9 protein-coding genes are annotated in these 11,835 nt (G+C 33.7%); all 9 read left to right on the top strand.

The window, feature by feature from the left end; genetic code table 11:
• Positions 1-66: 66 nt before the first annotated feature.
• The 9 genes from ACJJVN_RS12740 to ACJJVN_RS12780 all read left to right on the top strand — a co-directional run bounded on the left by ACJJVN_RS12740 (position 67) and on the right by ACJJVN_RS12780 (position 11,821).
• Positions 67-2,958 (top strand): sulfatase-like hydrolase/transferase, encoded by a 2,892-nt coding sequence (locus ACJJVN_RS12740; protein WP_405378503.1) that lies wholly within the window; start codon positions 67-69, stop codon positions 2,956-2,958.
• Between the two features lie 3 nt (positions 2,959-2,961).
• Positions 2,962-3,798: a diacylglycerol/lipid kinase family protein gene (locus ACJJVN_RS12745; protein ID WP_405378505.1), complete on the top strand. Its 837-nt coding sequence runs from the start codon at positions 2,962-2,964 to the stop codon at positions 3,796-3,798.
• Positions 3,799-3,889: 91 nt separating this feature from the next.
• Complete coding sequence (locus ACJJVN_RS12750) at positions 3,890-5,641, top strand: DUF6909 family protein (protein WP_405378507.1); 1,752 nt, start codon at positions 3,890-3,892, stop codon at positions 5,639-5,641.
• 73 nt (positions 5,642-5,714) lie between these two features.
• Complete coding sequence (locus tag ACJJVN_RS12755; protein ID WP_405378509.1) at positions 5,715-6,755, top strand: hypothetical protein; 1,041 nt, start codon at positions 5,715-5,717, stop codon at positions 6,753-6,755.
• Positions 6,752-7,288 (top strand): dTDP-4-dehydrorhamnose 3,5-epimerase, encoded by a 537-nt coding sequence (gene rfbC, locus ACJJVN_RS12760; protein WP_405370097.1) that lies wholly within the window; start codon positions 6,752-6,754, stop codon positions 7,286-7,288. Before ACJJVN_RS12755 ends, rfbC begins: the two co-directional genes overlap by 4 nt.
• 66 nt (positions 7,289-7,354) lie before the next feature.
• Positions 7,355-8,191, top strand: a complete 837-nt coding sequence (rfbD, locus tag ACJJVN_RS12765; RefSeq protein WP_405378511.1) for a dTDP-4-dehydrorhamnose reductase — start codon at positions 7,355-7,357, stop codon at positions 8,189-8,191.
• A gap of 34 nt (positions 8,192-8,225) precedes the next feature.
• Complete coding sequence (gene gmd, locus ACJJVN_RS12770; protein WP_405378513.1) at positions 8,226-9,353, top strand: GDP-mannose 4,6-dehydratase; 1,128 nt, start codon at positions 8,226-8,228, stop codon at positions 9,351-9,353.
• A 110-nt stretch (positions 9,354-9,463) separates the two neighbouring features.
• Positions 9,464-10,507: a GDP-L-fucose synthase family protein gene (locus ACJJVN_RS12775; RefSeq protein ID WP_405378515.1), complete on the top strand. Its 1,044-nt coding sequence runs from the start codon at positions 9,464-9,466 to the stop codon at positions 10,505-10,507.
• Positions 10,508-10,558: 51 nt separating this feature from the next.
• Positions 10,559-11,821 (top strand): oligosaccharide flippase family protein, encoded by a 1,263-nt coding sequence (locus ACJJVN_RS12780; RefSeq protein ID WP_405378517.1) that lies wholly within the window; start codon positions 10,559-10,561, stop codon positions 11,819-11,821.
• Positions 11,822-11,835 lie beyond the last annotated feature (14 nt).

Below are 11,835 nucleotides of genomic sequence, written 5' to 3' on the forward strand. Positions count from 1 at the left end.
ATCACTTCTATGGCTTATTTACAACTTACTATATTATTTTTAATTTGCCTAAGTGTTTTAATATTCATGAAGAATAAAATTGTAAAAGCTATTGTTTCTTTTGTTTTTGCTGCATTTGTAATGCTGCAGTCAGCATCGGTTTTTTTAACAGGCTCTATTGCAGATTATAAATTCTATGAGCACCTAGAGTGGAACGTGGTCTCTAATATTTATGAAGAATTTCTATTTGATGCATTACTATTATTTATTGTTTTAGTGGTTGTTCTTATTCTGCTGTTTTTGCTTTCTATGAGTTTACAGAAAGTTAAAAAAATGGTTCCAGCTGGAATTATAGCGTTAGGAATGATCTTTCTTAGTTTAAATAATCATATGGTTCATAATATTTATGAGACTTATTCATTAAAAAAGGAAAACGCTTATTCTTTAAACACAGCTTTAGCAAAATTAGACGTACCAGATATTAATGCTATTGCAAAAAGTGATATTGATGCAATACCAGGTAAAAACATCATATTTCTATCTTTAGAATCTTTTGAAAAAGGATTTATTACAGAGCGACCAGATCTCACTCCTAACTTGAATAGATTAATTAAAAATGGTTCTTTCAAAACAATGAACCCTACTACTGGAGGTGGCTGGACTAGCGCTTCTGCTTACATGACTATGACTGGTATGCCAGCTTTTTTTGGCTCAGAAGGAAACGACGTTTTTCAAGGTTCTAGAGATTTTAAGTTGAATACCTTAGGAGACGTTTTACAGACCGCAGGTTATGAACTTACTTATTTATTAGCTAATAAAGATTTTTCTGGAATTAGAGAAATGCTAGAAACATTTCATTTTAGGGTCAAATCAGAAATTGATTTTGAAACGTCCTATGAACGAATTCCTTGGGGTTTGCACGATAAAGATTTATTTGAAGAAATAAAAAAAGAAGTTCTTTTAAAAAGTAATCAAGATCAACCTTTTGCATTATTTGCAAGTACGGTTTCTACTCATTTTCCAGATGGATTGTATGACAAGCGCATGGAAAGTATTATTGAGCCTAAAAATTCAAATCTAGAATTCATGGTCGCGTCTGTTGATTATTACATAGGAGAACTAATAAAGGTCTTAAAGAGTGAAAATATTCTAGAAGATACAGTTGTAATAATGGTGCCGGATCATCTTTTTATGGCAAAACATGAAACAGTTGATAGATTTAAAGAGAGAAGTTTGTTCGTGTTATCTACGGCTGGTAACTCTGTAAAAGATCGATCTACGTTAAATCAAATTTCAATGCCTAGAACAATTTTAAGCCTCGCAGGAATAGAAAGCAACGTAAAATTCTTAACAGATGTATTAAATAATAATAAAAATGATTTTATTGATAATAATAAACAAGCTTTACGAGATATAAATATTGCTGCCCTTAAAACCGCCAATTTTGCTGACGGATTTAACATTATAAAATCAGATAGCATCATCTCAATTAACCAATTAAAAGATAATTTATCTTTAGAAAAATTCATTGTGAATGATAATGAATCAGTTATTCTTCAAGTACAATTAGATCATAAATTAAGAATTAGTTCTAAGAACAGGATACCTTTTCAGAATTTAAAAGAGAGCCTTAAAGAGCCTAAAACTTTACACATCATTGTAGAAGATGCAGACATATTAAAATCATTTTTTACAGATGTAGATGGAATAGTTTCTTACAAAAAAGGAGACTTGATTACTTACTCATACGATGAAGTACAAAGTAAATTAAGCAGTATAGACCATCTTGAAGAAAAAGAATTAATAAGCACTGCTGCAGACGAGGCGATCATAACTATCAAAAGTGCTAGTTTTAATTCTAAAAAAAGGAGTTGGTTCAAAATCAAAGACAACCAGACTCTTCTCGATCGTGGTATCAATTTAATCACTTTTGATGATAAAGGAAAAATGACAGCACATATTTTTGATACCTACTCAAACCCTCAAAGTATAACAGAATTAATTAAAGCTATTAAAACTGCTAAGAAAGATAAATACATATCTTTTCTTATAGCTCATGACACTGCTGGAGAAAACTTTAATAATTATGGAAATGATCTTGATGTATTAAGATTGCAAAAATTAAAAGGATTAAAAAACAGACAAGCCTATATTGCTCAAATTAAAAATAATTCTAATATAGAATTAGTGGATGATCTACTCTTAGAGAAGCAATTTAAAATTCCTTACTCTGAAGTAAAACCGTTAAAAAACTCTGCAGCTCTTGTTAAAAAATATAGTGTGGATAATAATCGGTTTATTGCGCACGCTGGTGGAAAGATAGATGGGAAAATATATACAAATAGTTTAGAAGCGCTTAATTTGAGTTATGAAAAGGGCTTCAGACTTTTTGAATTGGATATTATAAAAACTTCTGACGGTAAATTTGTTGCTGCTCATGATTGGAATATATGGAAAGAGCAAACAGGATTTACTGGAGAAACACCTGTAACATTAGAAGAATTCCAGAGGTATAAAGTCCATAATCTCTACTCCACACTTGATATGGTGATGATTAATAATTGGTTTAAAACTCATCGAGACGCTATATTAGTAACAGATAAAACTAGAGATATTTCTGGTTTTGGAAATCAATTTATCGACAAGAATCGACTGAGAATGGAAGTGTTTACATTGCCAGATGCAGAAAAAGCATTGAATTTAGGGATAGAACCTATGCTTTCTGAAAATATAATTAATAATTTTAAAGAAAACATCTTAGATTTTGCAAAGAAAAATAAGGTCAAGTATATAGTTCTTTCAAGAGCTTCTATCATGAGAAATAGAGAGTTATTAAGTATACTTAAAAAGGAAGGAATTCATTCTTACGTCTATCATGTTAATTTTCAGTCTGGAAAAGATGAGAAGTATGTTGTAGATTATGAATTAGGAACAGTTTACGGAATGTATGCTGATGATTGGAACCTTAAAGAAGAATAATCAGTGATTAAAGTCGCATTTTTAGTTAACCCTATTTCTGGAAAAAAGGGTAATAAATTAGAATTTAAACAAATCAATTCCTTTTTTGATACATCTAAATATGCTATAGAAATAAAGTATTCTTCTTCTAAAAAACACCTGGAAGAGCTAACTCAAGAATGTATTTCGCATCATTACCATATTATTGTTGCTTCTGGTGGTGATGGAACTGTAAATACGGTTGCAAAATTTTTAATCAATTCAGATATTAAACTTGCCATTTTACCTCGCGGTTCTGGAAATGGTCTCGCTAGTCACTTAGGAATTTCTAAGTCGTTAGAAAAGGTGTGTAAATCAATTATTTCATGTAAAACTATAGCAATAGATTGTGGTATTGTAAATGGACGCTACTTTTTCTCAAATTTTGCGCTAGGCTATCCTGCAGATGTTATAAATCGTTACGATAGTGATCCTAAAAGAGGTTTGGTTACTTATACATCCCACAGTATTAATTCTTTTTTTAGTAGAAATGAAAACAGCATAGTTTTAGAAAATTCTAACACACCTCTTTATTGCGTACTTATTTCTAACACAAAATTTATGGGATATGGATTATCCCTCACACCACAAGCTCAAGTAGATAACGGTTCTTTAGATTTAGTATGTGCTAAGTCTAGAGGTAATCTCGCTGCAAAGTTAAGCAGCTCCATATTATTTAAAAAGAACTACGCGCAACGATTCGAAAATATAAATATTAAAACTAACGAGAATTGTCCAGCTCAATTAGATGGAGAACCCATAAAATTGACATCTCCATATGAGGTCTCTGTAATTAAAAGTTGTTTAAAAGTTATCATATAGAAGATTGACTTTTAAAATACTATTTACCAGAATTTGGATTAAATCGTAAATTGCCTACAAGAAAACTTACCTTTGCTACGAAATAACATATATGCCAATAATTAACGTAGAACCACGTACCAGAGCTCAAGAAAGTACTAACGCCATAGAGCGCATTTATATCACAATGCGACATCTATTTAATAGAGGCTTTTATAAACCTATGGGTGTAAGTGGTGAATCGTTAAGAGAATCTCTTCTTACACTAAGACCAGAAATTTATGGTTCCATCGCCGAAGAAAAGATAGAACTGAGTGGTTTACTATACGTAATGGATAGATTACCAGTAGGTATAGAAGAATGTACTTACATCAATCTGACTAGTGATGAAGGTTATGAAGGTTCTCATTTTAAAGCTATTATTCCTTCTAAGAGACGTCGCAATTGCTATCGCATAGATCGCGAGCAAATGAACATAGAGGTGACTCGTGGACGTTCTGAAATCTATGATATTCTTACGCACCTTACATTTTTAATGATCGAGTCCCACAAGATCATGAAACAAGTTATAGTAGGTGATAACGGTAATACATCTAGAGACTGGAAATGCTTAGAAAATGCTATTTCAAAGAAAAAATTAACTCAAGAAGAGAAAGAAGTTGCTATCACTCATGTAGCAAACATTTTAGGCAGAACCTTTGACGAGGTGAAATCTGTATATCCAGATTTTGCTACTAAAGAAAACCCTAACCGTTTCTTAAGTGTCATATATCACCTAGGTAGACTAGCAAAACAAGAAATCTTAGACGAAGAAAAAAGACTAGTAACTTTTTCTCCTGTACTAAGAGAGCGATTAGGTCACCATATTCATGGAGATAGATGGGCATATCGCATTAAAGAACACCTAGTAGAAAAAGGGCTTTTTGATAGACCATTGCACATTATTAGCGCAAACCTGCACAGTGTTATGAACTCGCTTTATGGACCTAAGGCACTTGCTGCTCAAATGGCCAAAAAGAGTCGCATGGAAATCTTTGCAGACTTGAGTAACGATAGCGGTAAGAAAAACCGTGATCTTATTAAGAAGCATGCTCTAGCAAATGGTATGACAGAGCTCAAAGATACTAGTGGTACTAATATCGATGTGCAAATTTTTGATCTAGCAGCCTGTGATTTTGATAACATAGGTTTTTGCGATGCACGCTTTCGCAATAGCGATACTGATACAAAACCAGTTCTTATCGTAATGGATTATGCCTTTGGCGAGCAAGCATATGAAACTATGGATGAGTTACTTAAGCCATTTAAAGATGACCAGGGTAAAATACACCAGATGAATATGCACTCCATTAATGTAATGGGTAAAGCAGGTATTCTAGAAGGTGATAAGGGTGATATCATGGTGCCAGATGCTCACGTATTTGAAGGTACTGCAGATAATTATCCGTTTAAGAACCGACTGTCTAAAAAAGATCTAGAATGTGAGGATATTAAAGTAGTAACCGGTTCTATGGTTACCGTTTTAGGAACATCGTTACAAAATAAAGACCTTTTAGAATTCTTCTATAATTCTAGTTGGAGAGTAATAGGCCTAGAAATGGAAGGTGCACATTATCAAAAAGCCATACAGGCAGCATCTAAAGTAAGACGCAGCATACGCAAAAAGGTAAAAGTAAGATATGCCTATTATGCAAGTGATAACCCATTAAAAACAGGACATACACTAGCTAGTGGTGGACTAGGTTTAATAGGTGTAAAGCCAGTATATGTGATTACTGAAAAAATTCTTGAGCAAATCATGGAAAATAGTATCAAAGTAGAAGAAGTAGAAGAGCAAGAAATAGATCAATTAGAAGATCTATAAACTTACTTTAAACATCGCGCCTTTATAATTGCTATACTTCAATTATATTTGAAAACTATACAATACAAAATTCATGGATAACCAGCCTAATAATAACCAAGAACAAGAAGTAGATCTAGTACCAGTATTTGTCTGGATAAGCAACGGTTTTAAAAACCTATTTAATGCTATAGGAGGTTTTTTTAAAGGGTTAGGGCATTTTTTAATATTGTTTTTAATCTTTATTAAAAACAATATTATTCTATTAGGTATTCTATTTGTTTTAGGAGCTGGATTAGGTAATTATCTAAGTAGACAATCTAAAAATATTTTTACAGCACAAATGAGGATACAACCTAACTTTGGGAGTGCAGCGCAGCTTATTTCTAATTTAGAATATTATAACTCTTTGGCTGATCAGGAAGATAGTGTTGCTCTTGCCAAAGAGATAGGGATAACTCCTTCTGAAGCTGCAAAATTGAAAAGCTTTGAGATAGAACCTGATTTCAACGATACCGAATTGCTAAAGGAATATGATGAACTCGCTCGAGCTGCAGACACCATGGCGTTAGATAATTTTACATTTGAGGGATTCAAGGAGTCAAAACGAGATATGGACTATGAATTTTATAAGGTCTTAATTTCAGGGTCTAGTAGATTTTCTTTAAATAAAACTGCGCCACTTGCGATTCAAGTAAAAGATAATTCGGTAATAAAAGGATTACGATTATCTACTGGTGAAACAGTAAATTTCAATATTAAAAACTTAGAATATCAGTTAGCAAATATAGATTCTTTAATTGGAGCTTATCAAATAGCTATCAAATCCTCAAATACAGAAAGTACTGCTAGTACAAATGTTTATATGGGAAATGAAAAAAACGCTAACACTTTTAACGACTTATATTATCAAAGAACCTCTATTTTAGAGAGATTAAAAGAGGAAAGAATTGAAAAATATACTATCGATAATACGATAAATATCAGTTCTTTCTATGTTAAAAGAGGAACTATTGAAAATGAGCATTTAACGCTTAAGGTTGCTTTTATCTTTTTAGGCTTAGGTTTACTTACTGCGTTATTACCTATTATCATAAGGTATTTAAATCAATATCAAAAGAAAAACATCAAGTGAATATAATTGATACACCATTATTAGACTGTAAAATTATAGAACCTGCGGTTTTTACAGATGCTCGTGGCAAATTCTGTATTGCTTTTGATAGTTTCGCTTTCGCGAAAGCGTTACCCAATCAGAAACCTTTCATTACCATAAACGAGAGCACCTCTACTTATGGAGTTCTTAGAGGTTTACACTTACAAAAAGGAGACGCCGCACAAGCAAAATTAGTGCGTTGTATACAGGGTAAAATACTAGATGTTGCAGTAGATTTTAGACCAGAGTCTCCTACTTATTTAGAGCATTTTTCCATTGAACTCACAGGAGAAAACAATAAACAATTGTTAGTCCCTAGAGGTTTTTTACATGGCTTTTCTGTACTGTCAGAAACTGCTATCGTAAATTATCAAATTGATAATACGTACCAGCCAGAGACAGAGTATGGAATACGTTATGATGATCCAAAACTTCATATAGACTGGAAATTACCTAAAGAAGATATTATTCTTTCTGAAAAGGATGAGAAACTAGGATTTATCACATTATAAGTTTTTGCCATACGTGGATTAAATAAAAACACCTCTTAATCTGTAGGTCAATTAAAATCACATAGCTTGAAAAAAATTATCATTACAGGAGCAACGGGCATGTTAGGAACAGCTATTACAAGTGCGTTGCAAGGACACGATTTGTATGGTTATTCTAGTAAAGACTTAGATATTACTTGTAGTTTTAAACTAGATCAAATAGTAAAAAGCATAAAGCCAGATTATATTATTAATTGCGCGGCTTACACAGCAGTAGACCTAGCAGAAACGGATCAAGAAAAAGCTTTTAAAATAAATGCTCTTGCCGTTCAAAAAATGGCACAAGTGGCAAATCAGTATCAGGCTACATTAATTCATTTTTCTACAGATTACGTGTTTAATGGAACAGCAACACAGCCCTATTTACCATTACAAGAAACAGATCCTATAAATGTTTATGGCGCTAGTAAACTGGCAGGTGAGAAATCCATCACGCAGGTTAATGGTAAGCACTATATTTTTAGAATATCGTGGTTGTATGCACCACATGGAAAGAACTTCTTTAAATGGATGGCTGGCACAGACATGAAAGAGCTCAAAATAGTAGATTCTCAGAAAGGTTCTCCTACTAGCGCACTTGATGTTTCTTCTTTTATAAAACACCTCGTTAAAAATGATCCAGAGACGTATGGTGTTTATCATTTTACAAATCAAGGTGCGATGACCTGGTTTGAATTTGCCGTTGCGATAAATAAAAAATTAAATCTCGATAAAATCATTCATCCCGTAACTACTTTCGAAAGCGCTGCAAAACGCCCTACTTACAGCGTTATTGATGGTAGCAATACGATCAAGGTTTTTAATTATCAAATCCCTACTGTCGAGGAAGGACTTCATGAGGTGGTGCGCATTTACAATCCCTAAGGAAACCGTATTTTTACAGATTTACAACTAGAATATGTCTGAGAATAATCATAAAGTAGCATTAATCACTGGAGTAACCGGTCAGGATGGTGCTTATTTAAGTGAGTTTTTATTAAAAAAAGGATATGAAGTACACGGTATTAAACGTCGTGCTTCTCTATTCAATACAGATCGTATTGATCATTTATATCAAGACCCACATGAGACTGATGTGAAGTTTAAATTGCACTACGGTGATTTAACAGACACGACTAACCTGACTAGAATCATCAAAGAAACACAACCAGACGAGATTTATAACCTTGCGGCTATGTCACACGTTCAAGTTTCTTTTGAAATGCCAGAATACACGGCAAATGCTGACGGAATAGGAGCTTTACGTATTCTAGAATCGGTGCGTTTGTTAGGGATGGAAAAAAAGACGAAGGTTTACCAAGCCTCTACGTCAGAGTTGTATGGTAAGGTTCAAGAAATTCCACAATCAGAAACGACACCGTTCTATCCACGCAGTCCATATGCAGTAGCAAAAATGTATGCCTATTGGGCAACGGTAAATTATCGTGAGGCTTACGGCATGTTTGCTTGTAACGGTATTCTTTTTAACCATGAATCTCCAGTACGTGGTGAGACATTTGTAACTAGAAAAATTACTCGTGCAACTTCTAAAATAGTAAAAGGACTTCAAGATAAATTGTATTTAGGAAATCTAGATGCCAAACGTGATTGGGGTCATGCTAAGGATTATGTACGCATGATGTGGATGATCTTGCAACATAATCAACCAGAGGATTGGGTTATCGCAACCGGTACTACAACCAGCGTGCGTGATTTTGTACGCATGTCTTTTCAATACATAGGTATTGAACTAGAATTTACTGGTGTAGGTGTAGATGAAAAAGGAACAATTAAATCCTGCTCAAATCCAGACTACCAATTAGAAATTGGTCAGGAAGTAGTAGCAGTAGATCCACGATATTTCCGTCCTACAGAGGTAGATTTATTGATAGGAGATCCTTCTAAGGCCAAAGAAAAACTAGGTTGGGTTCCAGAAATCGCACTTCAAGAATTAGTGAATGAAATGATGGAGAGTGATTTACACCTCATGTCTCGAGAAGAATATTTAAAAAGTGGCGGATACCGCATCAATAACTATTTTGAATAAACTCCTTCCCTTGAGGGAAGGTCGGGATGGGTGTGACACAGGCATGTTTCTCTCTTAAAAATTATCAGAATTCTTGTTAACAAGTAAGATTTTAAGGTAAGCTAATAAAAATGAATAAAGACTCTAAAATATACGTCGCTGGACATCGTGGTCTAGTAGGAAGTGCTATTGTAACTGAGTTAAAAGAACTGGGTTACACTAATTTTATCCTGCGCACTCACAAAGAACTAGATCTAACAAATCAACAAGCCACTGCCGATTTTTTCACTATTGAAAAGCCAGAATATGTGTTTCTTGCAGCAGCCAGTGTAGGTGGAATAATTGCTAATAATACCTACCGAGCAGACTTTATTTATAAAAACCTCATGATTCAGAATAACGTGATACATCACAGTTATTTGAATGGAGTGAAGAAGCTGTTGTTCTTAGGAAGTACCTGTATATATCCTAAAATGGCGCCACAACCCATGCCAGAAGACAGTTTACTTACTGGACCGTTAGAATACACAAACGAGCCTTATGCGGTTGCCAAAATCGCTGGTATTAAAATGTGCGAGAGTTATAATTTACAGTACGGCACCAATTTTATATCTGTAATGCCTACTAATTTATATGGACCTAATGATAATTTTGATCTTGAAAAATCTCATGTTCTTCCTGCATTGATTAGAAAAATGCACCTAGGTAAATTGCTTATGGAAGGAAATGAGCAAGCTTTAATGGAGGATTTAGGTTGTGATAGTTTCGCTTTCGCGAAAGCGGAATTACAAAAACACGGCATCAAAGAAAATGGCATCGCACTATGGGGAACCGGTTCTCCTAAACGTGAATTCTTATGGTCGCATGATATGGCAAAAGCCTGCGTTTATCTTATGGAAAACAAAGATTTTGCACATGTAAAAGGTGATGATAAAGAAGTAAGAAATACGCACCTTAACATAGGTACAGGAGAAGATATAGCCATAAATGACCTCGCTGAGATGATTAAATCTACTGTAGGTTATCAAGGAAATCTCAATTGGGACAGCTCAAAACCAGACGGTACTCCACGCAAGCTTACTGATGTTTCAAAACTACATGATTTAGGCTGGAAGCATGAGATAGACCTTGAAAAAGGTGTGGAGATGATGTATGAGGCTTATTTGAACTCGTAAGCGCACTAAAAAGGCTATTTTAGCGTTTATAGAGGTAACCCCAACCATTACATGAGTAAGCTTTCTAAAAAACTTTCTGGAGAAGAAATAACCGTGGCTAAGAACTATGGAGCTCTTACAGTTTTACAAGCGCTTAATTACATACTACCTTTCTTAATTATTCCATTTTTAGAACGTAATCTTGGGCTGGAGCGTTTTGGCTTAGTAATGCTAGCGCAATATTTAATGGCGTTTTGTATTGCTTTTGCAGATTTTGGTTTTAGTACTACCGCTACCAGAGAAATTTCCTTAATTAAAGAGGGAAAAGGAGATTATTCTATCATTTATTTTAAAGTTTTTTGGGCTAGAATGATTCTATTAATAGCTGTATTTATATTGTTGTGCGTTTTCGTGTTTGCTATACCTAGATTTAGAGTAGAATGGCATATTTATTTGTTAAGTTATGGTGTAGTTATAGGTCAGACGATCCTAGCAGACTGGTTTTTTCAAGGAATAGAAAGAATGCAACTTCTCACTATCATAAATGCAGTTGCAAAAATTCTATTTACGGTATTGTTATTTGTTTTTATTTCCTCTCCAGAAGATTATTCTTATGTTCCACTTTTTAACTCCATAGGTTTTTTGGTAGCTGGAATTACCATGTTTACCATTAGTCTAAATTATGTAAGCTGGCAATGGCCTAATTTCAAAGACTCAAAAGAGTTTTATAAAGAGAGCTTTCAAATATTCATTTCAGATATTTCATCTCAATTAACATTTGCTGCTAATGGTTTAGTTTTGGGATTGTTTGTAGGAGATTCAGTTGTGGGAATATTTAGTGCTTTTGATAGATTAATGATCGCTGCAAAAAAAATGTATCTTCCTTTTTATCAAGCCATGTATCCTTACATGTCTAGAAAAAATTTGTTGCAGAAAAATAAAATGATGAAAAAGCTAATTCCATCAATATTGGCAATAGGTTTAGTAGGTTTACTAGGGATTGTATTTTTAGGAGGTTGGGTTGTTGATTTTCTTTTTAAAGATCCTGAAATTTATAACAATGTGAATTTATTACAATGGATGGGATTGATTGCTTTTTTTACTGGGCTAACCCTTTTGTTTACTAATCTTTACGCTCCTTCCAGGAAATTGTTCAAAGACAGAATGAATGTGATGGTCATAGGAACCATTTTTAATCTCGCCTTAGGATTTTCAATAGTGCCATATTTAGGACTTCAAGGAACAGTGATAACTGCGATTTGCACTGAATTTGTAATGTTATTAATGGCGATCTATTTTTATTATAAAGATTTAAAACAGATTTCTAAAACATAGAGATAAGGTGAAGG

Origin of the sequence: Nonlabens sp. Asnod3-A02, from assembly GCF_045063755.1 — a bacterium.
In the GTDB taxonomy this organism is placed as follows: domain Bacteria; phylum Bacteroidota; class Bacteroidia; order Flavobacteriales; family Flavobacteriaceae; genus Nonlabens; species Nonlabens xylanidelens.

What these genes read in the sequence shown, in the direction of transcription:
- ACJJVN_RS12780 (WP_405378517.1), top strand. Translation starts at nt 10,559, where the DNA reads ATGAGTAAGCTTTCTAAAAAACTTTCTGGAGAAGAAATAACCGTGGCT.
- gmd (WP_405378513.1), top strand. Translation starts at nt 8,226, where the DNA reads ATGTCTGAGAATAATCATAAAGTAGCATTAATCACTGGAGTAACCGGT.
- ACJJVN_RS12775 (WP_405378515.1), top strand. Translation starts at nt 9,464, where the DNA reads ATGAATAAAGACTCTAAAATATACGTCGCTGGACATCGTGGTCTAGTA.
- ACJJVN_RS12740 (WP_405378503.1), top strand. Translation starts at nt 67, where the DNA reads ATGAAGAATAAAATTGTAAAAGCTATTGTTTCTTTTGTTTTTGCTGCA.
- ACJJVN_RS12750 (WP_405378507.1), top strand. Translation starts at nt 3,890, where the DNA reads ATGCCAATAATTAACGTAGAACCACGTACCAGAGCTCAAGAAAGTACT.
- ACJJVN_RS12755 (WP_405378509.1), top strand. Translation starts at nt 5,715, where the DNA reads ATGGATAACCAGCCTAATAATAACCAAGAACAAGAAGTAGATCTAGTA.